Genomic DNA, 23648 nt, shown 5'->3' on the forward strand with positions numbered 1-23648 from the left:
TCAGACAACCACAATCGCCAACGCGAAGAGGTGTAAACCGTCCTACGCAGGTGCGCCTTATGCGCCTGACGGGCATGCTCAACCACGCGGCGGAGCCGCATTGAAGAGAGTTTCCACGGTGAAAAGCAAACTCAAGCTCCACGGGTTCAACAACCTGACGAAGACCTTGAGCTTCAACATCTACGACATCTGCTACGCCGAGACGCCGGAGGACCAACAGGCCTACGTGCAGTACATCGACGAAGAGTACGATGCGGAGCGTCTGACCCAGATCCTCACTGATGTTGTCGACATCATCGGCGCCAATATCCTGAACATCGCCCGTCAGGACTACGACCCGCAAGGCGCCAGCGTGACCATCCTGATCTCCGAGCAACCGGTCACCCCGACCGAAAGCCAGATCGAGGAGTCGCCCGGGCCGCTGCCTGAGACCATCCTGGCGCACCTGGACAAGAGCCACATCACCGTGCACACCTACCCGGAGATCCATCCGGTGGAAGGTATCGCGACCTTCCGCGTGGACATCGATGTTTCCACCTGCGGGGTGATCTCGCCGCTGAAAGCGCTGAACTACCTGATCCACCAGTTCGACTCGGACATCGTCACCGTGGACTACCGCGTGCGCGGCTTCACCCGTGACGTGGAAGGCAAGAAGCACTTCATCGACCACGAGATCAACTCGATCCAGAACTACCTCTCCGACGACACGTACGAGTCCTACCAGATGACCGACGTGAACGTTTACCAGGAGAACATGTTCCACACCAAGATGCTGCTCAAGCAGTTCGACCTGGACAACTACCTGTTCGGTGACGCCACGAGCAGCCTCTCTCCCGAGCAGCGCAAGCAGGTCGAGGAGCGGGTCCGTCACGAGATGCTGGAAATCTTCTACGGCCGCAACATGCCGCGTTGATCGCCGATCCTCGGACATGAAAAGGGCGCCTTCGGGCGCCCTTTTTCGTTGTCGGATCAGATCCGGTAGGTGGTCTTGGTCATGACCTTGGACAGCAGCGTCATGCCGAACTTGATCGGCGCCGGGAAGCGCACGCCACCGGCATCCAGGGCGCTGCTGGCATGCTGCTCTTCATCGACGCGCATCTGTTCGAGGATGGCGCGGCTCTTCTGGTCCTCGGCAGGCAGTTCGGCCAGGTGCTGGTCCAGGTGCTTGCACACCTGGTCTTCGGTGGCGGCGACGAAGCCCAGGCTGATGCGATCGCTGATCAGGCCGGCAGCGGCGCCGACGCCGAACGACAGACCATAGAACAGCGGGTTGAGCAGGCTCGGGCGGCTGCCCAGCTCGCGGATGCGTTGCTCGCACCAGGCGAGGTGGTCGACCTCCTCGTCGGCGGCGGCTTCCATGGACTTGCGCACCTGCGGCAGCTTGGCGGTCAGCGCCTGGCCCTGGTACAGCGCCTGGGCGCAGACCTCGCCGGTGTGATTGATACGCATCAGCCCGGCAACGTGGCGGCTGTCGTCTTCGTTGAGCTCGACATCGGGCTGCACGATGGCCGGCGAGGGCCGTGCAGGGTGACCGCTGAACGGCAGCAGGGTGCGTAGCGCGGCATCGGCCTGCAGCAGGATACGGTCGGCGGGAGAGTAGTGACGGTCGGCGGACATGGCGCACCTCCGGAAGAACATTCGGCGGCCATTCTAGCGGAATGTGGATGACAGGTCTTGCGACGGGATGGCGCCGGGCCACCCCGTCGTGGCGCAAGCGCTTAGCCCGGCGGCCAGTGCATCTGGCGCTGACCGAGGACGTGCATGTGGATGTGGTGCACGGTCTGCCCGCCGAGGTCGTTGCAGTTCATCACCACGCGGAAGCCTTCCTCGCAGCCCTGTTCGGCAGCCAGGCGCTGGGCGGTGAAGAGAATGTGCCCGGCCAGCGGCTTGTCGGCCTCGGTCAGGTCGTTGAGCGTGGCGATGTGCTTCTTCGGCACCACCAGGAAGTGCACTGGCGCTTGCGGGCCAATGTCGTGGAAGGCGATCAGTTGGTCATCTTCGTAGAGTTTGCGCGCGGGGATTTGCCCCGCGACAATCTTGCAGAACAGGCAGTCCACAGTACTTCCTCCTGTCAGGGACATGGCGGGCTGAGTTTAGCGGCTGGCAGAGTGCGTGTTAGCCCGGCAACACCGAGCGGTTCAGGCGACCGGCAATCAGGCGCACCAGCCAGCGCGGAGCCAGGCGCGGGCTCAAGGTCATCAGGCGATTGCGCCAGCCGGGCACGATGATCGCCTTGTTCTTGCGCAGCGCCCTGACCGCCAGTTGCGCCAGTTCCTCGGGGCTCATCATCAGCTTGCTGCCTTCAAGGCGGCCGAGGCGGACATTGGCGGTGCGGAAAAAGGCGGTGCGGGTCGGCCCGGGGCAGAGCACCGACACCTTCACGCCCCGCGGCTTGAGTTCATTGCGCAGCGCTTCGGAGAAATGCAGTACATAGGCCTTGGTCGCGTAGTAGTTGCTCATCCAGGGGCCCGGCATGAAGCCGACGACTGACGCGACGTTGAGTATCTGCCCGCCGCCATTGCGCGCCATCTGCCCGCCGATGGCGTGGCACAGGCGCGCCAGGGCCAGCACGTTGAGCTCGATCATCTCCTGCTCCTGCGTCCAGGGCTGGTCGATGAAGGCGCCGCTGCTGCCGAAGCCGGCATTGTTCACCAGTAGCTCGATCTGCCGGCCGCTCTGCTCCAGTTCGTGCAGAAGGCCTGATAGCTGCAGCGGTTCGGCGAGGTTGCAGATGCGGAACAGCACGTCCACGCCGAAGCGCTGGGACAGTTCGCAAGCGATGCTTTCCAGGGCGTCACGCTGGCGCGCCACCAGGATCAGTGCCTGGCCGTTACGCGCCAGGGCCTCGGCGAGGGCGAGGCCGATGCCGCTGGAGGCGCCGGTGATCAAGGCATAGCGTGGCATGAACGGGTCTCCGGAATGGGGCGCGGATTCTAGCGCGCCCCATGCGTGCGAGCTATCGCGGAGGTTACTCGCTGTCCGACTCCGAGGCGTCGCCGGAGTCTTGTTCGTCACCGGCAGTGGCTGCTGGATCGGCGCTCTGGTTCTGACTATAGGAAGCTGCGTCGTGGGCGCGCTTCACATAGTCCTGGTAGGCCGGAATGGAGACGGCAGCGCCAATGCCGATAAGGAACGGCAGCAGCACACTGCCCCAGGCCAGCAGCAATACGCCACGGCTGTTCGGCGGTGGCGGCGGGCCATAGCGGTTGGCGCCGGCGGTGCCGGGAAGCAGCAGCATCAGCAGGGCGAACACGCTACCTACCAGCGGCACGAAGTTGACCAGCCAGAGCCAGCCGGACCAGCCGATATCGTGCAGGCGCTGCACACCGAAGAAAACGCTCGCCACCACCATGCCAACGCAGACGGCAACGCCAAGCAGCATTCCCACCGGAGCGGCAATCGAGGCGAGACCGGCGATCACGGCGAAAAGCGGAATCAGCGCGAGGATCAGCCCCATGCTCCAGCCCAGGTAGCGCACCCGGCCGATGCGCCCTTGCGCTGTGAAGTACTTGAGCTCGCCGAACTCCGGCAGGCTCTCGCCAACTTGGGCTTGCGGTGGCGTGTACGGCGACTGCGCCGGAGCAGAGCTGGCTGCCGGGGTGGCGGGCTGGATTGCCGCGAGTTCTGCCTGACGCGCGAGGTATTTGTCGATGATGATGCCGCAGGCGCTGCACTCGCTGGACTTGGCCTGCTCGTGGCCACACTTCGGGCAAACCATGCTGTCGTTGCTCGCGGCCTGGCCTGTGGCACGTGCGGCCAGAGTCTCATCGCTGGGGTGATCGTCCGTTTCCACCAGCGTCAGTCCGCTCAGCCCGTCCGCTTCCTTGCGTGCGTTGGCGCCTGCGCCATGCAGCGCGCTCAGGTACTTGTCCGCTTCGTCCGCGGACAGGCCGCGCTTGAGCACCACCAACTGTCCACTGAACAGGGCTTCTATGCGCGAGACATCGCTCTTGAACAGGCGAGCGAGGTTTTCCTTGACGGTCTCCAGGGGCGTGGAGGGCATTACCGCACCGTCGAACACAATCTTGAAACGCGGGTCGTCCATCGAGGGGCATCCTTGTCGGTTGGCCGGTTACTGACGCTGGATGAAGCCTAATCGGCGGCGATGGCGGCAACAAGCCAGCTACCGCCGATTTGCGACGCGTCTCAGGGGCGCAGTGTGCCGATCAGGGCGTTGCTGCGCTGCAGGGCGTCGCGGTACTCGCGATCCAGGCGCGCCACCAGTTCGTCGACGGACGGCAGGTCCTTGATGTTGCCGACGCCCTGGCCGGCGGACCACACGGTCTTCCAGGCCTTGGCCTCGTCGTTCACCGGTTTGAGCTTCTCGCCGTAGTTGAGCTCGCCCTTGTCGTTCAGGCGCGCCATGTCGAAGCCGGCGGCCTCCAGGCTCTGGCGCATGAAGCTGGCCGGTACGCCGGAAACGGCCGGGGTGTGGATGATGTCGGCGGCGCGCGCTTCCAGCAGCATCTGCTTGTAGGGCGTGGAGGCATTGCTCTCGCGCGTGGCGATGAAGCGCGTGCCGAGGTAGGCGAGATCGGCGCCGAGCGTCTGCGCGGCGAGAATCTCGTGGCCATGGTTTATGCAGCCGGCCAGCAGCAGGGTCTTGTCGAAGAACTGGCGGATCTCCGCGATCAGCGCGAAGGGGCTCCAGGTGCCGGCATGCCCACCGGCGCCTGCGGCCACAGCGATCAGCCCGTCGACGCCGGCCTCGGCGGCCTTCTCGGCGTGGCGGCGGGTGGTCACGTCATGGAATACCAGGCCGCCGTAGCTGTGCACGGCATCCACCACTTCACGCACCGCGCCCAGACTAGTGATGACGATGGGTACGCGATGTTCGACGCACAGGGCGAGGTCAGCCTGCAGCCGCGGGTTGCTGTGGTGGACAATGAGGTTGACCGCATAGGGTGCGGCCTGCGCATCGCCGGCCAGGCCAGCCTCGATCTCCTCCAGCCAGGCCTTGAAGCCGCTGCTCTCGCGCTGGTTCAGCGCCGGAAAGCTGCCGACGATGCCGCTGCGGCAGCAGGCCAGCACCAGTTGCGGGTTGGACACCAGGAACATGGGCGCCGCCACCAGGGGAAGGCGCAGACGACGGTCGAGCAGGGCAGGCAGGGACATGACGGGCTCCTGGACGGGGCTTCAGAAAGGTTTGATCACCACGAGAATGACGATCGCCAGCAGGAAGATCACAGGGACTTCGTTGAACCAGCGGTAGAACACGTGGCTGCGCTTGTTCTCGCCGCGGGCGAAGCGCTTGAGCATGGCGCCGCAGGCGTGGTGATAGCCGATCAGCAGGACCACCAGGGTCAGCTTGGCATGCAGCCAGCCCTGGCTCAGCCACGCCGGGTTCAGGTAGAGCATCCAGGCGCCGAACAGGATGGTGAGAATCATCGAGGGCCCCATGATGCCGCGATAGAGCTTGCGCTCCATCACACTGAAGCGCTCGCGGCTGGCCTGGTCCTCGCTCATGGCGTGGTAGACGAACAGGCGCGGCAGGTAGAACAGGCCGGCGAACCAACAGATCACCGCGATGAGATGGAAGGCCTTTATCCACAGGTACAGCATTGACGACTCCTTGGGCCGGGGAAGCAGTGATAGTAGTGGCCCCACCGGGGCAGCGTCATCCCCGGAAACCCGCCTGCCTATGTGTGAAGGGCGGTTACACTGCTGACCATCCATTCCCCGCCATGTCCGTTCTGCACACGGGCGTGCCGTTGGGCATCCGGCAGATGCCCGGACTGGCCTCATGTCCGACCCTACACCCGCTTCCGACCCTACACCGGCTCATCCCGAAGCATCCGGTGAGAACGCCGCTTCACCCGTCCGCCGGCGCAGCCTTTTCCGCCGTTGGCGCCGACATCCCGTGGTACGCCCCTGGCGCCAGAACGTCGCGTTCTGGATCGGTGCCGTGCTGGTTGGCTTGGTGGCGTTGGCCTTTGCCTTCCTTGCCGATCTTGCCAGCGCGACGTTCCGTGGCGTGGTTGCGCATAGCCAGTGGTGGCCCTGGCTGCTATGCCCCGCGGGGTTCGCCGCTTTGGCCTGGATAACCCAGGGCGCGCTGAAGGACACCCGAGGCTCGGGGATTCCTCAGACCATTGTTGCTCTCACTGTACGCAGCAGTCGTACACGCAACAGGCTGCTGTCGCTGCGCATCGCCCTTGGCAAGCTGGTGTTGACGCTTGGCGCGCTGCTGGTAGGTGCTTCGGCCGGTCGCGAAGGCCCGACCGTGCATATCGGCGCCGCGCTGATGTACTCCTTCGGGCGCCGTCTCGGTCTGTACGACAAGCGCACCGTGTCCGGACTGATCCTCGCTGGTGGCGCGGCGGGGATCGCGGCAGCGTTCAATACCCCGTTGGGCGGCGTGGTGTTCGCCATCGAGGAGCTGAGCAAGACGTTCGAGCAGCGTTTCAGCGGCCTGCTGCTCACCGCGGTGCTGCTCGGCGGCGTGGTTACCCTCGGTCTGATGGGGAGCTACAGCTACTTCGGTGCGCTTTCCGAGACCATGCCATTCGGCCCGGCGTGGATCGCGGTGGTCGCCTGCGGCGTGCTCGGCGGCATTCTGGGCGGCGCCTACTGTCGGCTGATCCTGCCGGCCAAGAGCGGCCCGCTGAGCTTCGTCGCGCGCTGGCGCGGACGCTGGCCCGTGCGCTTTGCCGCCGCTTGCGGTCTGCTGCTCGCAGCGTTGGGTCTGCTTTCAGGGCAGCACATCTTCGGTACTGGCTATGCCGAGACCCGCTCGATCCTCGAAGGGCATCCTACGGTCGGGTACGACTTCCTGCTGTGGAAGTTCCTGGCCAACGTGGTGTCCTTCGTCGCCGGCATTCCCGGCGGGCTGTTCTCGCCCTCGCTGACCGTCGGCGCGAGCCTGGCGCCCTGGTTGACATCGCTGATCCCCGGCGCAAGCTTGCCGGCAGTGGGATTGCTAGGCATGTCCGCCTATCTCGCCGGTGTCACGCGCACGCCGCTGACCGCAAGCGTGATCACCATCGAGCTCTCGCACAGCCCGGACATGCTCATGCCCATTCTCGCCGCCACGTTGCTGGCCAGCGCAATATCCCGGCAGATCAGCCCCGTTCCGATCTACCACGCCCTGGCACGTCAGCTCCTCGAGAGCCTGCCCTCCGCCAAACGGCCCGCCGCATCGGCCTGAACAGCCTGTTCAGGCGTGGCCCACGCTCTTATCATTGGCCGCTCTGAGTGGTCCCCATAAGGTGGAGTGACGGATAGATGATCAAGGTCGGTATCGTAGGTGGTACGGGTTATACGGGCGTGGAACTGCTGCGTCTGCTGGCACAGCATCCAGAGGCTCGCGTCGAGGTGATTACCTCGCGCTCCGAAGAGGGCGTGAAAGTCGCCGACATGTACCCGAACCTGCGAGGCCACTACGACGGTCTGGCCTTCAGCGTGCCGGACGCCAAGCGCCTGGGTGCTTGCGACGTGGTCTTCTTCGCCACCCCGCACGGCGTTGCCCATGCCCTGGCCGGTGAGTTGCTGGCCACCGGCACCCGGGTCATCGACCTGTCTGCCGATTTCCGCCTGCAGGACGCCGACGAGTGGGCCAAGTGGTACGGCCAGCCACACGGCGCGCCTGAACTGCTGCCCGAGGCGGTCTACGGCCTGCCGGAAGTGAACCGCGAGGGCATCAAGTCGGCCCGCCTGATCGCTGTTCCGGGCTGCTATCCGACCGCTACCCAACTGGGTCTGATCCCGCTGCTGGAGGCAGGCCTGGCCGATACCTCGCGCCTGATCGCCGACTGCAAGTCCGGGGTGAGCGGTGCTGGTCGTGGTGCCAAGGTCGGCTCGCTGTTCTGCGAGGCCGGCGAAAGCATGATGGCCTACTCGGTGAAGGGGCACCGCCACCTGCCGGAGATCAGCCAAGGGCTGCGCCGCGCCGCCAAGGGCGATGTCGGCCTGACCTTCGTGCCGCACCTGACCCCGATGATCCGCGGTATTCACGCGACCCTGTACGCGCACGTCGCCGATCGCAGCGTGGATCTGCAGAAACTCTTCGAAGAGCGCTACGCCAACGAGCCCTTCGTCGACGTGATGCCGGCCGGCAGCCATCCGGAAACCCGTAGCGTGCGTGGCGCCAACGTCTGCCGCATCGCAGTGCACCGTCCGCAGGGCGGCGATCTGGTGGTGGTTCTTTCGGTGATCGACAACCTGGTCAAGGGCGCGTCCGGCCAGGCGATCCAGAACATGAACATCCTGTTCGGCCTGGACGAGCGCATGGGGCTGTCCAACGTCGCGCTGCTGCCCTGAGTGGCGCTTCCGGGCTCCCTGCGCGGGAGCCCGATTCATCCCCAGGCTCGCCATTAGGCTGAAGGATGATCCGGCTAAGTTGACCATTTTTCTCGGGTAAGCGGATAATAGCCGGCAATGTTGTAACGTACGGCTTCGGCCGGGAGACATCTGACATGACCATCGAGACCTTCACCCCCACTCCCCTGATCTTCTCCAACGGGGCCGCAAACAAGGTGAAGACGCTGATTGACGAAGAAGGCAACCCGCGCCTGAAACTGCGCGTATTCGTCACCGGCGGCGGTTGCTCGGGCTTCCAGTACGGCTTCACCTTCGACGAAGACACCGCGGACGATGACACCGTGGTCGAGCGCGATGGTGTCAGCCTGGTGGTCGACCCGATGAGCTTCCAGTACCTGGCCGGTTCCGAAGTGGACTACCAGGAAGGTCTGGAAGGCTCGCGCTTCGTGATCAAGAACCCGAACGCCGCCACCACCTGCGGGTGTGGCCAGTCGTTCTCGATCTGATTGCACCTGATACGAAAACGCCGCGCATCTCAGGCTGTGTGAAAACACGCTGTGAGCAAGGCTAAGCAAGCGCCCCGACTGGTTCGGGGCGTTTGCTTTTCTGAGGGTTCATCCCATCAGCTCAATCAGGCGACGCGCGCCGAGCACCTGAATCGCGCGTTTGAGGTTGTAGGCCTGCGCGGCCAGGGCCATCTCTGTCCTGGCGCCTGCCAACTGCCGCAGCAGGAAGCGGCCGTTGCCGAATATCCACTGTTTCAAGTTGCCGAAAGGGTGCTCGACGATGGATCGGCGCCTGGCCATCATCTCCGGCCGGGCCTTCAGGCGTTGCTGCATGCGCTTGAACGCTGACTCATGGGCATGACGGCTGAGATGGCGACGCTGACTATTCGTGCACCGCGTCTTCAGAGGGCAAGCGCGGCAGTCGCCGGCGATCGCATAAATCTTCTCTGTGCTGCGTACCTGTTTGAGCGGGAGCCACTGGCCTGCCGGGCACTGATAGCGGTCGTGCTCCACGTCGTAGGTAAAGGCGCTGCGATCGAACAGCGCCGTGCCATTGCCTTGGTTGTTGACGCCACGGTTCGGCGGTACATACGCCGTGATGCCCGCATCCTCGCACGCCTGGAATTGCTCGCCATTGGAGTAACCGGCGTCCGCCGTGACCGTCAGTTGCGCCTGCTCCAGAACCGCTTGGGCGGCTTCGGCCATCGGCTGCAGTTGGCGAGTGTCATTGCCATCCTGGGTCACCTCGTGGTGCAGCACCAAGCAATGCTTGTCATCGACGGCACTTTGCACGTTGTAGGCGACCCGTGCGCCCTGGTGGGTACGCATCAACTGGGCATCGGGCTCGCCGATCACGAGTTGTTCAAGCCCTTGGGCCTGCATCAGTACCGGGCAGGTCAGGTTGTCCGCGTGTTGAGCCTGCAACTGCTCCAGCGCAGTCTTCACGGCACTCCGGTCGACCCCATCGCCCGCTTCGGCGCGGTCGGCTTCATCCAGGTCGCTCAGATAGCGGGCTATCTCGGCCTCCAGTCGGGCTTGCTGACGCTTGAGTCGCGCCAGGCTCAGGTGCTTGCGCCGCGAAGCCACCGCCTGGAATTTGCTGCCATCGATGGCGACCAACTGACCACCGAGCAACCCGACCTGGCGGCAGAGCTGCACGACAGCTCGCCTGAAACGCCGCGCCATTGTCCTTGCGGAAATCGGCAATGGTCTTGAAGTCCGGCGCCAGTCGGCCCAGCAGCCACATCACTTCGACATTGCGCTGACATTCGGCTTCCAGTCGGCGCGAGGAGCGAATTCGCTGGAAGTAGCCATACAGGTACAGCATGAGCAGGTCGGCCGGATCATAGGCCGGGCGCCCCGTCCGGCTCGCCTGTGCCTTGCTGAAGCCCAGTCGCTGCAGATCCAACCGCGCCACGTAGGCCTCGATCACGCGGACCAGATGTTCTTCGGGAACCAACTCATCCAGCGACACTGGAAACAAGCTGCCCTGATCACGCCCTTCACCGCGGATATAGCCCATAAAAGACGGCTAGGTTTTCACACAGTCTGTGATGCGGGGCTTTTTCATTTCTGGAGGCCTGTAGGAACAGTCAGAGGTGCGAGATCAGCTCCTCCAGCGCAGCGGCCTGGTCCTCGGCAATGTCGATGATGTGGAACCCAGCCCAGCCCAGTTGCCCTTCCTGGCCGCCACGGCTCCACAGGCAGTCGGCGCCGAGATGGATTTCCCCGGTTTCGTGCAGCGGCGGTAAAGGCACGAGCCTGAACTCGAGCACCGAGTCGGCGGCTGGAACCTGCGCGCCGCAGAGCATGAAGCCATCGCTGGAAAGATCGGCCAGGCGGCCGAGGCAACGCCCGCTGTTGCGGTCGTAGACTTCCACGGTCAGATCGGTGCGGCGCCGTTGATGCTGGCGACGTTCTTCCATCGCTTACTCCTTGGATTGGTTGCGCCCGGCAAAGCGCTGCAACATGCGATAGATGGCGTTGAGGGCCCGGTCCACCAGCGGTGCGTCCTGGCTGTCGGGACCGAGCAGGCGGACCTTGCCCTGCTCCATTTCCAGGGCCAACTGGCCGATGGATTTGACCGCGACCCGTTGGCCGAGATGGTCGACGAACATGTAGTTGCGGGTCGTGGGGCTGAACCACGAGAGTTTCAGGCGACGTGCCGGCTGGCTGTCGCTGAATTCGAACCAGGTACCGAACTCGACCTTGCGCAGCTCTTCGAGCAACGTCTTGCCGCGCTCGGAAAGCAGCTGCTCGGCATGCCGTTCGATCTCGCCTTCGCCGTCGAGCATGGCGCCCAGCGGGCTTTCCGGCAGGTCTGGGCAGAGACTGTTGGCGATTTGCGGTTGCTGTGCCTGTACGGCGTGCTGGCAGGCGACTATGTCCTGCAGCAGGCGGCGGATGCCGTCCTCGTGATAGCCACCGAGTACCTCCAGGCCTTTGCGCAGGTCTTCCAGCAGCGGTACGCGCAGGGTTTGCAGGCGCTCGCGGCCGGCGTTGTCCAGCGGTGTGGCGCTCCAGGCCAACTGTTCGGCAACTTCGCCGGCACGCCGCCACTCATCGCTGTCCTCGCCGTTGCGCAGGAGGATGAAGGTCAGGGCGTCGCTCCAGCTCAGCTCCAGGAAGTTGCGGATCAGCTGCGGCAGCTCGCGCCCCTGTACGGCCTTGGCCACCACTTCCAGCGCCTGCTCGCGTGCGCCCAGCAGGCGGTCGCGTCCGCGGGCCGCCTCCATGGCGCGTCTTTCGCGCAGTTCGGCTTTTTGGCGGATGTTGGCGACGAATTCGTTGAAGTCGGTCAGCAGCTCGTCGAACAGGCGCAGGTCGCCGACGAAGTCCTGGATAACGCGTTCGACTACCCAATGCATCTTGGCGAGCAACCCGCGTTCCTCGCCTTCGCCGCTGTACAGCGAACCGGCCTGGGCCATGGCGTTGAGCAGGCGCCGCGCCGGGTGGTGGTGCTGGGTAAACAGCGCCTTGTCCTGCAGCGCGACCTTCAGATAAGGCGTGTGCAGGTGGGAGAGGGTGGTCTTGCAGCTGTCGGGCAGGCTTTCGTCGTCGAGGATGAAGTCGAAGACCATGCCCACCAGGTCGATGACATCGGCTTCCTGGTCGGTCAGCCGATTCTGTCCGGGGCGCGCGCTGGCGGCCTCCAGCTGTTGGTGCAGGTCGGTCTTCACCTGCTGCACCGCCTGTGGCTGTCGCAGGCGCTGGGCGAGGTCCTGGGCGGAAATGCGCTGCAGGCGGTTCAGGGCTTCCAGCAGTTCGTCGGCGCTGTAGGTTCGGGTTGCCGAGCGCGGGTTGAAGCTGGCAATGCTCTGGCTGCTGCCGAGGGTCTGCACGCCTTGCCGGCGATGTTCGGCGAGTAGGGCGGCGAGGCCGCCGTATAGGGTTTGCGGGTTGCCGGGTGGACGGGGCGAGGTGTCGTGCGGGTCGGACACCGTATCGGTGAGTGTCGGGATTCCGGCTGGCGCGGCTGTACTTGAACCTGTGCCAGCGCTTCCGGCAGGCGCGGTGGCGGACGCTGCCGCCGGCGCTGCGCCGCTTTCGCTGGGCTGGGCGGCCGGCCGAGGCGTTGCGCGCGGACTCTGCTGCGCACGGAATTTCAGGTTGGGCAGGATGCCGGCCTCGGTGAGGCGATGGTTCAGGCGTTCGTAGAGCGGCGCCAGGTTACGCATGACCTGCTGATCGAAGAGCATATAGAGCACGGTCTTGATGCGTAGCGAGAATGGGCTCTCGGCCAGGGTGTCGCGAAATGCCTGGGCAATGGCCAGGGGGCCGAAGGGGTTGCTGTCTTCGGCCAGCTTGCTGCCGTTGTTCACCAGGGCGAGGCGCTGCTCCAGGGCGAACAGCGACTGCGCGCACTGTGCCTTGACCTGGTTGACCATGTTGGTGATCAGCAGCGCCTCTTCATATTCCTCGTTGCCGACCAGGGTCAGCTGGTCGACATCCAGTTCCTCCAGCGGCCGCTTGGGTGGCAGGGTGCCCTGCATGAAGTCGCTGAGGCCCTTGGCGAATCGCTGGTGGTACTGGCGTTCGAGTGCCGGCCGCTGACGGCGGATTTCGCGCATGCTTTCGAAGAACAGGCTCTGGACCTGATTGTTCTCGGCTTTCTCGGCGCACTCGAAGAGGGTGTCGTCTACCTGTGCGAAGACCGCACCCAGCAGTTCTGCCAGGTGGTTCATCGTCAGTTGCCGGCATGCCTGGATCAGCTCGCCGAAGCGAGGCTGTATGGCGCGGCTGGCGACAGTGGAGGTAGGCGGGTTGTCCTTGACGCTCATGGGCGATCCTGTCCGTGAACCTTCCTTCGCGGGGAGGCGGAGGTCACTTTAGTTTTAAGCACATATAGCAATCGGCGCGGGCGCCTGCAAAAGAAGAAAAACTTTTTTGGATCAGAGGGTTGACAGTCCTCTCGATAACCGTAAAATGGCGCGCCTCTGATACGGGAAACGGCGCAGCCGGAACTGTAGAAGAGATTGAAAGGCTTGTCGTTCCGCGATAGCTCAGTCGGTAGAGCAAATGACTGTTAATCATTGGGTCCCTGGTTCGAGTCCAGGTCGCGGAGCCAACTTTCAAACGGGGTATAGCGCAGTCCGGTAGCGCGCTTGCTTTGGGAGCAAGATGTCGGGAGTTCGAATCCCCCTACCCCGACCATATTCCGGGTCGTTAGCTCAGTCGGTAGAGCAGTTGGCTTTTAACCAATTGGTCGTAGGTTCGAATCCTACACGACCCACCATCTTCAAGTCGCTTGCTTCGGTAGGCGATATGGAAAAAGCCCGCAGTCTTCGTTGAAGCTGCGGGCTTTTTTTCATTCCCCTTCCTTTATGTCCCGCAGCGTGTCACTGGGTGCTGGCCAGGTAGGCGTCGGCCAGTTCGCGCAGGCGTTCGCGGCCGAAGCTGGCTTCGTGACCGGCATGTACCTGGGTTACCGGCAATTCGCGCAGGCGTTGCATGGTGCGGCGGTACGTCGGCACGTCAGCTCCCGGTATCTGGTCGAGCAGTCCGGCGTCATACACGGCGTCGCCGGAGAACAGCGTTCCGCTTGCTCGCTCCAGCAGGCCGATGCTGCCCGGCGAGTGGCCGGGCAGGTGAAGCACCTCAAAGCTGCGATCGCCCAGGTCGATGACCCCGCCTTCTTCCAGCAGGCCGGTGGCTGGCGCCGATCGCAGGCGCCAGCCGGCCGGGTCGAAGCCTGCGTGGGGTAGGGCGTCTATCACCAGGCGCGAGTCGTCCAGGTCGTCCATGTATTCGGCAAGCCAATGTTCGCGGGCAAGAGCCAATCCCACGTCCTGGTCCGGCTGCTGGAACTCGCCTGCTTCCGCTGCATGGCAGAGGCGGCAGTCGAACTCGTGCAGGCCGCCCATGTGGTCGAGGTGGCTATGGGTGGCAACAGCCACCAAGGGCCGCTGGAAAAGGTCCCGGGACGACTCGCGCAGGCTGGCGATGCCCATGCCGGTATCCACCAGCAGGTCGCGGCCGCGGCCGCGCACGTGCCAGATGTTGCAGCGCAGCATGGGGTGCACGTGGGGCTCCCAAAGCAGGGTGATGCCGTCGTCCAGCGTGCGACGTTCAAACCAGCGGTCGGCGATTTTCAGGCCCATGGTTCCTCTCAGTGCTGAGTGCGGAAGCTTGCCCACAGGCGGGTGCGCTCGCGCAGCAGCCGGCTGGGAATGAGTTGCTCGCCGAACAGAGTGTCACGCACCTGCTGCGGCGGATAGACCGCCGGGTTGCCGGTGATCGAGCCGTCGACCATGGGCGTGGCCGCCTGGTTGGCGTTGGCGAAGAACATGGCGTTGGTCAGCTCGGCCATTGATTGCGGGCGCATCATGTATTCGATGAAGGCGCGCGCGGCGTCCGGGTGCGGCGCGTCGACCGGCACGGCCAGGGTATCCACCCACATCAAGGTGCCTTCCTTGGGAATGCTGTACGTGATGTCGAACGGCTTTTTCGCCGCCTGTGCCTGGGTCTGCGCGATGACGGCGTCGCCGTTGTAGGTCAGCGCCAGGCAGAGATTGCCGTTGGCCAGGTCGCTGCTCTGGGTGCCGAAGCCGATGTAGCGCAGGTTGGGATGCAGGTCGCCGAGCAACTTGCCGGCGGCGCGCAGGTCCTCCGGGTCCTTGCTGTAGGGCGGTTTGCCCAGGTAGTGGAGGGCGACGCTGAGGACTTCCTGCGGCGAGTCGATCACCGAGATTCCGCAGTCCTTCAGCTTGCTGGCGTATTCGGGCTTGAACAGCAGGTCGTAGCTGTCCAGCGGCGGGTTGGGGATACGCTTCTCCACTTCCTGCCGGTTGATCGCCAGCCCCGTGGTGCCCCAGGTGTAGGGCAGGGCGTACTGGTTGCCCGGATCGGCGCCCTGCAGGCTGGCGAGCACCTGTTTGTCGAGGTTCTCGTAGCCGGACATCTTGCTCAACTCGATGGGCTGCAGGGCCTTGGCCTGGATGGCGCGGCCAAGCATGGCGCTGCCCGGCACCACGATGTCGTAGCCACTATGGCCGGTGAGCAGCTTGCTCTCCAGAACGTCGGCGTTATCGAAAGTGTCGTAGTGCACGCGGATGCCGGTTTCCGCCTCGAAGGCCTTGAGCGCCTTGGGGCCGACATAGTCGGACCAGCTATAGATGTTGAGGACCTTCTCCTCGGCGTGGGCCGGTAGCGTGAGGGCGGCGAGGAGGGGCAAGAGGATGGCTTTCATGGCAAGGCTCCCAGGGGTAGGTGAGGGGGAGCATGGAGGGGCTGAAACATTGGTGAAATACAAATTCATTCAAGCTGACATTCGCGCGGTTTAATGTTTCTCGCCCGATTCGTCAGCCTTCCTGACGGCCATTTCGGGTCGCGTTTCGACCGTCCGGTGCCTACCGTTTGAAACGGTTTTTCCCCCTGCGACAGCGCGATGCGGCGTTGTGTCGCAGCTGCTGCGACAGCTTCCTGAGACTGTCGAATTCAACCTTGATCGAGATCATTGGCGGTGGCGATTTTGAGGGGTAAAGGGCGCTTCGCTGAAGCGTGACAATCCGGCGCCATGCCGCGCCGATTGGGGCTTCTGACAGAATTGGATGACATTCGGAATTGGCCTTCAGAGCGCTCCGCAGACCCTTTCGTAATCCGTCAGGATTGGTCATTTCTTCGCCGCTTTTTCCGGCGACTTTTAACCCTGCGGCGATAATGTCTTGTTAAAAATGAGACGGCAGGGCCTTGCCAGTCCTTTCTGAAATGTCTTGTAATACCGCCCGCTCACTCAAGACCCCATAGCGCCCCGGTTCCAGCGTCGCGGATCCGTGGCAGGCACTCGCCGCAGGGTGGTGCCGAATAACAACGAGGGGCTGACTGTAGTGGGTTTCTGCTCAACAACGAGTAGGGCAATCCGCTCGTGAATCAGGTACCGGCAGTGCTCGGTTTTTCGGAGCCGGCAGGGCAGGTGCCACCACGCTGAATAACACGGAACGAATCAGCACACGGATCGGTTTCGCTTCGCGAGAGCCGGGCTGGGTTCCTTTTGCCTTGTCTTCTTGCAGCGCCGATTCGCTACCCCATGGATCTACTAACGTCGCGCCTTGGATGTCGCGGCGGGCAGTTCGTCGAGCATGAACCCTGCGTGGGTAAATCTCATGGGCGGTGTAGCTATGTTCATCCATTAAGGCCGCAAGATGAAAATAGACCAGTACTCTGGATACCTGAAGAGATTGTCCTTGCTGCTCCCCCTGCTCTCGCTGGGCGGTTGCAACATGGTCCTGTTCGACCCGAAAGGGCAGATCGGCGCCGACGAGAAGTCGCTGATCATCACCTGCACCCTGCTGATGCTGCTCGTGGTAGTGCCGGTCATCTTCATGACCCTGGCATTCGCCTGGAAATACCGCGCATCCAACACCAAAGCCACCTACATGCCCGACTGGTCGCACTCGACCCGTATCGAGGTCGTGGTCTGGCTGATCCCGTGCATCATCATCGCCATCCTCGGCTGGATCACCTGGGAATCCACCCACAAGCTGGACCCGTACCGTCCGCTGGATTCCGACGTCAAGCCGGTTACCATCCAGGCCGTCTCGCTGGACTGGAAGTGGCTGTTCATCTACCCGGACCTGGGGATCGCCACCGTCAACGAGATCGCGTTCCCGAAAGACACTCCGGTGAACTTCCAGATCACTGCTGACACCGTGATGAACTCCTTCTTCATCCCGCAGCTCGGCAGCCAGATCTACTCCATGACCGGCATGCTGACCAAGCTGCACCTGATCGCCAACGAAGAAGGCGTGTTCGACGGTATCTCCGCGAACTACAGCGGCGCAGGCTTCTCCGGCATGAAGTTCAAGGCCATCGCCACTTCCGAGCAGGGCTTCCAGGACTGGGTCGCCAAGGTCAAGACCGCTCAAGCCGGCCTGACCGAGGAAGGCTTCCCCGAGCTGGCCAAGCCGAGCGAAAACGTTCCGGCTACCTACTTCTCCTCGGTCACCCCCGACCTGTTCATGCACATCCTGACCAAGCACGAGCGTGCCGGTCTGGCCATGGGCAAAGGCAAGGGTGAGCACGCCGAAGGCGAAGCTGCCACGCAATCCAATCCGAGTATCCAGGAGTAACCGCGCAGATGTTCGGGAAACTGACTCTGTCGGCCGTGCCCTATCACGAGCCGATCATCATGATCACGCTGGCCGTCGTCGCCCTGGTGGGCCTCGGCGTCTTCGGCGCGATCACCTACTACCGCAAGTGGACCTACCTGTGGACCGAATGGCTGACCTCCATCGACCACAAGAAAATCGGCGTGATGTACATCATCGTCGCCCTGATCATGCTGCTGCGCGGCTTTGCCGACGCCATCATGATGCGCGGCCAGCTGGCCCTGGCCGAAGGCGCCAACAAAGGCTTCCTGCCGCCTGAACACTACGACCAGATCTTCACCGCTCACGGCATGATCATGATCATCTTCATGGCCATGCCCTTCATGACCGGTCTGATGAACCTGGCCGTGCCGCTGCAGATCGGTGCCCGTGACGTTGCCTTCCCGTTCCTGAACTCCCTCAGCTTCTGGCTGCTGGTGGTCAGTGCGATGCTGGTCAACGTATCCCTGGGCCTGGGCGAATTCGCCCGTACCGGCTGGGTCGCCTACCCGCCGCTGTCCGAGCTGGCCTACAGCCCGGGCGTGGGTGTGGACTACTACATCTGGGCACTGCAGATATCCGGTATGGGTACGCTGCTGACCGGCATCAACTTCCTGGTGACCGTGTTCAAGATGCGTACTCCGGGCATGAAGCTGATGCAGATGCCGATCTTCACCTGGACCTGCACCTTCGCCAACGTCCTGATCGTTGCGTCGTTCCCGATCCTGACCGCTGCCCTGGGCCTGCTGTCGCTGGATCGTTACTTCGACATGCACTTCTTTACCAACGAGCTGGGCGGCAACGCCATGATGTACATCAACCTCTTCTGGGCCTGGGGCCATCCTGAGGTGTACATCCTGATCCTGCCGGCTTTCGGTATCTTCTCCGAAGTCACCTCGACCTTCGCCGGCAAGCGCATGTTCGGCTACACCTCGATGGTGTGGGCGAGCGCCGCGATCACCTTCCTCGGCTTCACCGTGTGGCTGCACCACTTCTTCACCATGGGTTCGGGCGGCGACGTCAACGGCTTCTTCGGCGTTGCGACCATGCTGATCTCCATCCCGACCGGCGTGAAGCTGTTCAACTGGCTGTTCACCATCTATCGCGGTCGTCTGCGTTTCGACACCCCGATCCTGTGGACCCTGGGCTTCATCATCACCTTCAGCATCGGTGGCATGACCGGCGTTCTGCTGGCCATTCCGGGCGCTGACTACCTGCTGCACAACAGCCTGTTCCTGATCGCCCACTTCCACAACACCATCATCGGTGGTGCGGTGTTCGGCTACCTGGCCGGCTTCGTCTTCTGGTTCCCGAAAGCCTTCGGCTTCAAGCTGGACGAGAAGTGGGGCAAGCGCTCCTTCTGGTGCTGGCTGGTCGGCTTCTACGTGGCCTTCATGCCGCTGTACATCCTCGGCTTCATGGGCATGACCCGTCGCCTGAACCACTACGACAACCCGATGTGGAAGCCGTACCTGGTCGTGGCCTTCTTCGGCGCCGTGCTGATCTTCTGCGGCATCGCCTGCCAGCTGATCCAGCTGTTCGTCTCGATCAAGAACCGCAAGGCTCTGGCCGACGTGACCGGCGACCCGTGGGGCGGCCGTACCCTGGAATGGTCCACTTCCTCGCCGCCGCCGTACTACAACTTCGCCGAACTGCCGGTCGTGCGTGACATCGACGCCTTCCACGAGATGAAGCAGAACGGTCGCGCCTACCAGGCTCCGGCCTCGTACAAGCCGATCCACATGCCGAAAAACACCGCAGCGGGCTTCTCCATCGCCCTGGGTGCCTTCATCTTCGGCTTCGCAGCGATCTGGCACATCTGGTGGCTCGTGGGCGTCGGCTTCGTCGGCATGATCGCCTCCGTCATCGTGCGCAGCTACGTCACCGACCTGGACTACTACGTCCAGCCGGACGAGATCGAGCGCATCGAGAACCGCCACTTCCAGCAACTCGCCAAACAGGTCTAATCCATGTCTTCGGCAGTATTGAGCCAACACTCGGTCGCCCACGAAACGGGGCATGACCACGATCACGACCACGAACACCACGATACGGGTGGCATGACGGTATTCGGCTTCTGGCTGTACCTGATGACCGACTGCATCCTGTTCGCCAGTGTCTTCGCTACTTACGCTGTGCTCGTCGGCCATACGGCCGGCGGCCCCAGCGGCAAGGACATCTTCGAACTGCCCTACGTGGCCGTCGAAACCGCGATCCTGCTGATCTCCTCCTGCACCTACGGCCTGGCCATGCTGGCCGCGAACAAGGGTGCCAAGGGCAAGGCCATCGCCTGGCTGGGCCTGACGTTCCTGTGCGGTGCCGCGTTCATCGGCATGGAGCTCAACGAGTTCCACCACCTGATCGCCGAAGGCTTCGGCCCGCAGCGTAGCGCCTTCCTGTCGTCCTTCTTCACCCTGGTCGGCATGCACGGTCTGCACGTGACCGCCGGCCTGCTGTGGATGCTGGTGCTGATGGCGCAGATCGCTACCCGCGGCCTGACCCCGCAGACCAACACCCGGATGATGTGCCTGAGCCTGTTCTGGCACTTCCTGGACATCGTCTGGATCTGCGTATTCACCGTCGTCTACCTGATGGGGGCCCTGTAATGAGCGCTGCTGCACACGATTCCCATGGCGCCGGCCACGGCAGCCTGGGTTCCTACGCGATCGGCTTCGTGCTGTCGGTGATCCTGACCGCGATTCCGTTCTACATGGTCATGGACGGTGGCTTCTCGCGTCACGCGACCATCCTCACCATGGTCATCCTCGGCCTGGTTCAGGTAGTGGTGCACCTCGTGTGCTTCCTGCACATGAACATGTCCTCGGAAGGCCGCTGGAACGTCATGGCGTTCATCTTCACGCTGATCGTCATCCTGCTGGTCGTGGGTCTGTCGCTGTGGATCATCTTCAGCGCCGACATCCTCATGATGGCGCCGATGCACTGAGGCCGATGACGTGAAACTCAAGCGTTACCTTCTGATCGCCAAACCGGGGATCATCTTCGGCAACCTGATCGCCGTGGCGGGGGGGTTCTTCCTCGCCGCCCGCGGCAGCGTCGATCCGATGCTGCTGCTGGCGACGGTGATCGGTCTGTCCCTCGTGGTGGCCAGCGGGTGCGTGCTGAACAACTGCATCGACCGTGACATCGACCGCCACATGGAACGCACCCGCGGGCGCGTCCTGGTGACCGGGCAGATCTCGCTGAAGGCCGCCCTGGCCCACGGCGTGGTGCTCGGCATGGCAGGCTTCGGCCTGCTGTGGTGGAAGACCAACGTGCAGGCGACCCTGCTCGCGGCGTTCGGCTTCATCGTCTACGTCGGCTTCTACAGCCTGTGGCTCAAGCGCAGCTCGGTGTACGGCACCCTGGTCGGCAGTCTCTCCGGAGCCATGCCGCCCGTGGTCGGCTACTGCGCCGCCAGCGGCCAGTTCGACATGGGCGCGGCGGTGCTGCTGCTGATCTTCTGCCTCTGGCAGATGCCGCACTCCTACGCGATCGCCATCTTCCGCCTGGCCGACTACCAGGCCGCGGGCATCCCGGTCTGGCCGGTTGCCCGTGGCATCGAAGCGACCAAGCGGCAGATCCTCTACTACGTGCTGGCCTTCGGTGCCGCCACCCTGCTGCTGACCCTGACCGGCTTCGCCGGCTACGGTTACCTGGTGGTAGCCCTGGCGGTCAGCGCCTGGTGGGCGTTCATCGCCGTCTCCGGCTTCAAGGCCCAGGACGACCGCCTGTGGGCGCGCAAGCTGTTCGCGTTCTCGATCATCGTCATCAGCGCGCTGAGCGTGATGATGTCGATCGACTTCCGCGTAATGCCCGGCCATGCGCTGATGGGCCTGCTGTAACAGGCGCACCGGCAACGAAAAAGCCGCCCCTCGGGGCGGCTTTTTTGTGCCTGCGATTCGCAACGCCGTAGGAGCGGATCTCATCCGCGAATATCCCTGAGCCGATGCCTCCCAGTAGGAGCGGGCCATGCCCGCGAAATCGCGGAAAAGGTCCGCTCCTACATATCCAGGGAGATGGCGGACCTTAGCGTCAGTGCAGCTTCAGCCGCGGCTCGGTGCTCCGCCCAATGCGGTCACCGATCATCATCAGCGTCGTGCGGGTGAGGCCGTACAGCGCCACCTGGTGCATGCGGTACAACGACACGTAGAACATCCGTGCGAGCCAGCCTTCCAGCTTCACGCTGCCCATCAGGTTGCCCATGAGGTTGCCCACCGCGCTGAAGCGCGACAGCGAGATCAGCGAGCCGTAGTCGGTGTAGCGGTACTCCGGCAGCGGCTTGCCTTCCAGGCGCGCCACTATGGCTTTGGCCAGCAGCGATGCCTGCTGGTGCGCAGCCTGGGCGCGCGGCGGAACAGTGCGCTCGCTGCCATCGCCAAGCGGACAGGCGGCGCAGTCGCCAAAGGCGAAGATGTCGTTGTCGCGGGTGGTCTGCAGCGTCGAGCGCACCACCAGCTGATTGATGCGGTTGCTCTCCAGGCCATCCAGGTCCTTCAGCAGGCTGGAGGCGCGGATGCCGGCGGCCCAGACCTTGAGGCTGGCCGGGATGAACTCGCCAGTCGCTGTCTTCAGGCCTTCGGCGGTGACTTCCTTGACCGGCGCGCCGATCATCACGCGCACGCCGAGCTTCTCCAGGGTGCGGTGCACCGGCTGGCTGATGCGCTCGGGCAGCGCCGGCAGAACGCGCGGGCCCGCCTCGATCAGGGTGATGCGCATGTTTTCCGGCTGGATGCCGTTCAGACCATACGCAGCCAGTTCGCGGGCGGCGTGGTGCAGTTCTGCCGACAGCTCAACACCGGTGGCACCGGCGCCGACGATGGCGACGCTGATCTGGTCGTCCTTGTCGCGGTTGGCGTGGGCACGCAGGTAGTGGGTGAGCAGTTGCTTGTGGAAGCGCTCGGCCTGCTCGCGGGTGTCTAGGAAGATGCAGTGCTGAGCGGCTCCGGCCGTGCCGAAGTCGTTGGTAGTGCTGCCGATCGCCAGGACCAGGGTGTCGTAGCTCAGGGTGCGTGCAGGCAGCAGCTCACGGCCGTCCTCGTCGAGGGTGGCTGCCAGTTGGATGCGTTTGGTCGCGCGCTCCAGGCCGCTGAGGCGGCCGAGCTGGAACTCGAAGTGGTTCCATTTCGCCTGGGCGACGTAGTTCAGCTCATCCTCCGAGGAGTTGAGCGAGCCAGCGGCGACTTCGTGCAGCAGGGGTTTCCAGATGTGGGTAAGGTTGGCGTCGACCAGGGTGACCTGTGCCTTGCCTTTTTTACCCAGGGTGCGGCCAAGACGGGTCGCGAGCTCCAGCCCGCCGGCGCCGCCGCCGACGATCACGATACGATGGGACATGGGACATTCTCATAGCTTGGGGAATCCTGTGCGGGCCGGGCGGTGAGTCAGTTCACCAGATAGGCCAGGAGGCGGCTGAGCAGTCCCAGGGCGATGACCACGAGGGTGAGCCCGGCCATCATCAGCCAGGGCTTGAAAGGTGCACGCTCGACTTGGTGAACAGGCGAGCTCAGGTACTGCTCGACCTTCTTCTGGTCTTCGGGGCTCAAGCGACTGGGCATGGGCGGCCTCCGTTTCTAATGCCGAGCATTCTAGTCGGACGCCCGGCGCCGCTCAATCCGACTCGCTGGTCAAATTCCGACGCCGTTATCCAGCACGACCACGCGACCTAGGTTGTCGCGAAGGAATTCCGGCGCGCTCCGGTTGGCGAAGATCACCCGGGCGAAGTTCGGCCCGACCAGCGACAGTGAGCGCCAGCCCTGGCGCAGGTACTCGGTGGGCGGCGGAAAAGGGGTGTTGAAGTCCGGCGTGTCGCGCTTGAGGCTGACGAAGGCGAGCAGGTCGAGTTCGCCCGGATCGATCCCGCGTTCGCCATAGTTCTGCGCCTTCTTGCGCAGGGTCGGGGCCAGGCGTCGTTGCAGTTCGCTGCAATTGATCCGTTGCGGTTTCTGCTCGCGGCGGATCAGCTGGCGCAGGCTTTGTGCCAGGCGCCGGCGCTGCAGTTCATCGCGCCATTCCTCGTTCAGCCGGCGGCCTTCGTCGAGGACGAGGAACACCTCGAAGCAGGCGTCGCGGAACAGCACGTCCGGCGGCTGCTGCTCCGGCTCGACGAACTCCTCCTGGTGATAGCTCACCTGGAGCGTCTGCAGCAGCCGCTGGCAGATCCAGCACTCCCGCTCCCACTTGCGCGCATTGGAGAGGAAATCGTTGGCGAGTTCCGCCTGGCGCCGCAGCAGGTACAGATAGTCGGTCTCGTTCATGCCCCAAGCTTAGCCTGCGTCGACGCGGACCTGCGTGGCGCCGGTCC

Annotated in this window: 22 protein-coding genes, 3 tRNA genes and 1 pseudogene; 12 read left to right on the top strand and 14 right to left on the bottom strand. The window is 63.7% G+C overall.

The features are described 5' to 3' along the window. Positions 1–118 precede the first annotated feature (118 nt). Entirely contained in the window at positions 119–913 is a 795-nt protein-coding gene (speD, locus tag ACA097_RS17505; protein WP_371364806.1) for an adenosylmethionine decarboxylase, read from the top strand. Positions 914–969: 56 nt separating this feature from the next. Here the strand turns inward: speD and coq7 are convergent, their stop codons facing one another. The 6 genes from coq7 to hemJ form a co-directional block, all read right to left on the bottom strand. After that, positions 970–1617 (bottom strand): 2-polyprenyl-3-methyl-6-methoxy-1,4-benzoquinone monooxygenase, encoded by a 648-nt coding sequence (gene coq7, locus ACA097_RS17510; protein WP_043255014.1) that lies wholly within the window; start codon positions 1615–1617, stop codon positions 970–972. Positions 1618–1718: 101 nt separating this feature from the next. Continuing rightward, the gene (locus ACA097_RS17515; protein ID WP_043255013.1) at positions 1719–2057 is read right to left on the bottom strand and encodes a histidine triad nucleotide-binding protein; all 339 of its coding nucleotides are present in this window, start codon (positions 2055–2057) and stop codon (positions 1719–1721) included. A 58-nt stretch (positions 2058–2115) separates the two neighbouring features. Next, the gene (locus ACA097_RS17520) at positions 2116–2904 is read right to left on the bottom strand and encodes an SDR family NAD(P)-dependent oxidoreductase (RefSeq protein WP_371364809.1); all 789 of its coding nucleotides are present in this window, start codon (positions 2902–2904) and stop codon (positions 2116–2118) included. A 64-nt stretch (positions 2905–2968) separates the two neighbouring features. Then, entirely contained in the window at positions 2969–4045 is a 1077-nt protein-coding gene (locus tag ACA097_RS17525) for a DUF805 domain-containing protein (RefSeq protein WP_371364812.1), read from the bottom strand. A gap of 101 nt (positions 4046–4146) precedes the next feature. Then, on the bottom strand, positions 4147–5115 hold the full coding sequence (locus ACA097_RS17530; protein ID WP_043255003.1) for a nitronate monooxygenase family protein: 969 nt from the start codon (positions 5113–5115) through the stop codon (positions 4147–4149). Between the two features lie 21 nt (positions 5116–5136). Further along, complete coding sequence (gene hemJ / locus ACA097_RS17535; RefSeq protein WP_197539286.1) at positions 5137–5559, bottom strand: protoporphyrinogen oxidase HemJ; 423 nt, start codon at positions 5557–5559, stop codon at positions 5137–5139. Between the two features lie 184 nt (positions 5560–5743). Here hemJ and ACA097_RS17540 point away from each other — a divergent pair, with 184 nt between their 5' ends. The 3 genes from ACA097_RS17540 (at position 5744) to erpA (ending at position 8765) form a co-directional block, all read left to right on the top strand. After that, on the top strand, positions 5744–7147 hold the full coding sequence (locus tag ACA097_RS17540) for a chloride channel protein (protein WP_371364815.1): 1404 nt from the start codon (positions 5744–5746) through the stop codon (positions 7145–7147). A 77-nt stretch (positions 7148–7224) separates the two neighbouring features. Then, on the top strand, positions 7225–8259 hold the full coding sequence (gene argC, locus ACA097_RS17545; protein WP_371364818.1) for an N-acetyl-gamma-glutamyl-phosphate reductase: 1035 nt from the start codon (positions 7225–7227) through the stop codon (positions 8257–8259). Between the two features lie 155 nt (positions 8260–8414). Beyond that, entirely contained in the window at positions 8415–8765 is a 351-nt protein-coding gene (gene erpA / locus ACA097_RS17550) for an iron-sulfur cluster insertion protein ErpA (protein WP_043254994.1), read from the top strand. 108 nt (positions 8766–8873) lie between these two features. On the opposite strand, the pseudogene ACA097_RS17555 reads toward erpA, so the two are convergent. The 3 genes and pseudogenes from ACA097_RS17555 to ACA097_RS17565 all read right to left on the bottom strand — a co-directional run bounded on the left by ACA097_RS17555 (position 8874) and on the right by ACA097_RS17565 (position 13045). Next, positions 8874–10287: pseudogene (locus tag ACA097_RS17555) on the bottom strand (IS1182 family transposase). Between the two features lie 70 nt (positions 10288–10357). Then, a complete protein-coding gene (locus tag ACA097_RS17560; protein WP_371364821.1) occupies positions 10358–10690 on the bottom strand; it encodes a PilZ domain-containing protein in 333 nt (110 codons plus the stop codon). Positions 10691–10693: 3 nt separating this feature from the next. Then, a complete protein-coding gene (locus tag ACA097_RS17565; protein ID WP_371364824.1) occupies positions 10694–13045 on the bottom strand; it encodes a DUF1631 domain-containing protein in 2352 nt (783 codons plus the stop codon). A 211-nt stretch (positions 13046–13256) separates the two neighbouring features. Here ACA097_RS17565 and ACA097_RS17570 point away from each other — a divergent pair. From ACA097_RS17570 to ACA097_RS17580, 3 genes are all read left to right on the top strand, one after another. Then, positions 13257–13332, top strand: a tRNA-Asn gene (locus tag ACA097_RS17570). A 9-nt stretch (positions 13333–13341) separates the two neighbouring features. Further along, positions 13342–13418 (top strand) — tRNA-Pro (locus tag ACA097_RS17575). Positions 13419–13424: 6 nt separating this feature from the next. Further along, positions 13425–13500 (top strand) — tRNA-Lys (locus ACA097_RS17580). Between the two features lie 103 nt (positions 13501–13603). Here ACA097_RS17580 and ACA097_RS17585 read toward each other — a convergent pair. After that, the gene (locus tag ACA097_RS17585; RefSeq protein WP_371364826.1) at positions 13604–14365 is read right to left on the bottom strand and encodes an MBL fold metallo-hydrolase; all 762 of its coding nucleotides are present in this window, start codon (positions 14363–14365) and stop codon (positions 13604–13606) included. 8 nt (positions 14366–14373) lie between these two features. Further along, positions 14374–15453: a polyamine ABC transporter substrate-binding protein gene (locus ACA097_RS17590; RefSeq protein ID WP_371364828.1), complete on the bottom strand. Its 1080-nt coding sequence runs from the start codon at positions 15451–15453 to the stop codon at positions 14374–14376. Between the two features lie 952 nt (positions 15454–16405). On the opposite strand from ACA097_RS17590, the gene cyoA reads away from it, so the two are divergent. From cyoA to cyoE, 5 genes are read left to right on the top strand one after another with little or no spacing between them, the layout of a single operon-like run. Next, a complete protein-coding gene (cyoA, locus tag ACA097_RS17595) occupies positions 16406–17332 on the top strand; it encodes a ubiquinol oxidase subunit II (protein ID WP_371364830.1) in 927 nt (308 codons plus the stop codon). Positions 17333–17340: 8 nt separating this feature from the next. Continuing rightward, a complete protein-coding gene (gene cyoB / locus ACA097_RS17600) occupies positions 17341–19317 on the top strand; it encodes a cytochrome o ubiquinol oxidase subunit I (protein ID WP_371364833.1) in 1977 nt (658 codons plus the stop codon). Between the two features lie 3 nt (positions 19318–19320). Then, entirely contained in the window at positions 19321–19956 is a 636-nt protein-coding gene (cyoC, locus tag ACA097_RS17605) for a cytochrome o ubiquinol oxidase subunit III (protein ID WP_160288296.1), read from the top strand. Further along, on the top strand, positions 19956–20294 hold the full coding sequence (gene cyoD, locus ACA097_RS17610; RefSeq protein WP_160288295.1) for a cytochrome o ubiquinol oxidase subunit IV: 339 nt from the start codon (positions 19956–19958) through the stop codon (positions 20292–20294). Before cyoC ends, cyoD begins: the two co-directional genes overlap by 1 nt. A 10-nt stretch (positions 20295–20304) precedes the next feature. Continuing rightward, positions 20305–21192 (top strand): heme o synthase, encoded by an 888-nt coding sequence (gene cyoE, locus ACA097_RS17615; RefSeq protein WP_371364836.1) that lies wholly within the window; start codon positions 20305–20307, stop codon positions 21190–21192. A 190-nt stretch (positions 21193–21382) separates the two neighbouring features. Here the strand turns inward: cyoE and ACA097_RS17620 are convergent, their stop codons facing one another. The 3 genes from ACA097_RS17620 to ACA097_RS17630 form a co-directional block, all read right to left on the bottom strand. Next, complete coding sequence (locus tag ACA097_RS17620; protein ID WP_371364838.1) at positions 21383–22681, bottom strand: NAD(P)/FAD-dependent oxidoreductase; 1299 nt, start codon at positions 22679–22681, stop codon at positions 21383–21385. Positions 22682–22728: 47 nt separating this feature from the next. Beyond that, entirely contained in the window at positions 22729–22902 is a 174-nt protein-coding gene (locus tag ACA097_RS17625; RefSeq protein ID WP_043254973.1) for a DUF3094 family protein, read from the bottom strand. A 69-nt stretch (positions 22903–22971) separates the two neighbouring features. Beyond that, positions 22972–23601: a DUF1780 domain-containing protein gene (locus ACA097_RS17630; protein ID WP_160288292.1), complete on the bottom strand. Its 630-nt coding sequence runs from the start codon at positions 23599–23601 to the stop codon at positions 22972–22974. Positions 23602–23648 lie beyond the last annotated feature (47 nt).

Source organism: Pseudomonas sp. QL9, assembly GCF_041409665.1.
GTDB classification, from domain to species: Bacteria; Pseudomonadota; Gammaproteobacteria; order Pseudomonadales; family Pseudomonadaceae; genus Pseudomonas; species Pseudomonas knackmussii.

Bases quoted from the DNA above. Each gene is read 5' to 3' on its own strand.
- coq7 (WP_043255014.1), bottom strand. From the start codon at position 1,617: ATGTCCGCCGACCGTCACTACTCTCCCGCCGACCGTATCCTGCTGCAG.
- ACA097_RS17520 (WP_371364809.1), bottom strand. From the start codon at position 2,904: ATGCCACGCTATGCCTTGATCACCGGCGCCTCCAGCGGCATCGGCCTC.
- ACA097_RS17525 (WP_371364812.1), bottom strand. From the start codon at position 4,045: ATGGACGACCCGCGTTTCAAGATTGTGTTCGACGGTGCGGTAATGCCC.
- ACA097_RS17530 (WP_043255003.1), bottom strand. From the start codon at position 5,115: ATGTCCCTGCCTGCCCTGCTCGACCGTCGTCTGCGCCTTCCCCTGGTG.
- ACA097_RS17540 (WP_371364815.1), top strand. From the start codon at position 5,744: ATGTCCGACCCTACACCCGCTTCCGACCCTACACCGGCTCATCCCGAA.
- argC (WP_371364818.1), top strand. From the start codon at position 7,225: ATGATCAAGGTCGGTATCGTAGGTGGTACGGGTTATACGGGCGTGGAA.
- erpA (WP_043254994.1), top strand. From the start codon at position 8,415: ATGACCATCGAGACCTTCACCCCCACTCCCCTGATCTTCTCCAACGGG.
- ACA097_RS17560 (WP_371364821.1), bottom strand. From the start codon at position 10,690: ATGGAAGAACGTCGCCAGCATCAACGGCGCCGCACCGATCTGACCGTG.
- ACA097_RS17565 (WP_371364824.1), bottom strand. From the start codon at position 13,045: ATGAGCGTCAAGGACAACCCGCCTACCTCCACTGTCGCCAGCCGCGCC.
- ACA097_RS17585 (WP_371364826.1), bottom strand. From the start codon at position 14,365: ATGGGCCTGAAAATCGCCGACCGCTGGTTTGAACGTCGCACGCTGGAC.
- ACA097_RS17590 (WP_371364828.1), bottom strand. From the start codon at position 15,453: ATGAAAGCCATCCTCTTGCCCCTCCTCGCCGCCCTCACGCTACCGGCC.
- cyoA (WP_371364830.1), top strand. From the start codon at position 16,406: ATGAAAATAGACCAGTACTCTGGATACCTGAAGAGATTGTCCTTGCTG.
- cyoB (WP_371364833.1), top strand. From the start codon at position 17,341: ATGTTCGGGAAACTGACTCTGTCGGCCGTGCCCTATCACGAGCCGATC.
- cyoC (WP_160288296.1), top strand. From the start codon at position 19,321: ATGTCTTCGGCAGTATTGAGCCAACACTCGGTCGCCCACGAAACGGGG.
- cyoD (WP_160288295.1), top strand. From the start codon at position 19,956: ATGAGCGCTGCTGCACACGATTCCCATGGCGCCGGCCACGGCAGCCTG.
- ACA097_RS17620 (WP_371364838.1), bottom strand. From the start codon at position 22,681: ATGTCCCATCGTATCGTGATCGTCGGCGGCGGCGCCGGCGGGCTGGAG.
- ACA097_RS17625 (WP_043254973.1), bottom strand. From the start codon at position 22,902: ATGCCCAGTCGCTTGAGCCCCGAAGACCAGAAGAAGGTCGAGCAGTAC.
- ACA097_RS17630 (WP_160288292.1), bottom strand. From the start codon at position 23,601: ATGAACGAGACCGACTATCTGTACCTGCTGCGGCGCCAGGCGGAACTC.